A 432-nucleotide genomic window follows, 5' to 3' on the forward strand; every position below is an offset into this window, starting at 1 on the left:
ATCATTGTAATAGTATATAATTTATTGTTATGGAACAAGTTAAAGAATTATATACGCTGATTAAAGAAGCCAAACACCTTGTCGCCCTGACAGGCGCGGGCGTTAGCACGCTTTCCGGCATTCGAGACTTTCGCGGCAAGAACGGCCTTTACAACGATATGGACGCGGAAAAAATTTTTGACATCAGCTATTTTGAAAAAGACCCTTCGTTTTACTACACAATGTCGGGTTCTTTCATTTACAATCTTGATGAAAAAGAAGCGTCCATTGTCCACATCGTGCTTGGAGAACTTGAAAAGCGCGGTTATCTAAAAGCGTTAATTACTCAAAACATCGATCTATTGCATCAAAAGGGCGGAAGCAAAAATGTGATAGAGATTCACGGCTCGCCTTCAATGCACTACTGTATGCGATGCGCCGGTATAAGAATGA

At 41.0% G+C, this 432-nt stretch carries 1 protein-coding gene; it reads left to right on the forward strand.

The annotated features are described in order from the left end of the window. Positions 1 to 29: 29 nt before the first annotated feature. A partial coding sequence (locus ACYVRH_RS14705; protein WP_461257607.1) for a Sir2 family NAD-dependent protein deacetylase occupies positions 30 to 432 on the forward strand: 403 nt, incomplete at its 3' end.

Source organism: Treponema sp. R80B11-R83G3 (assembly GCF_054786115.1).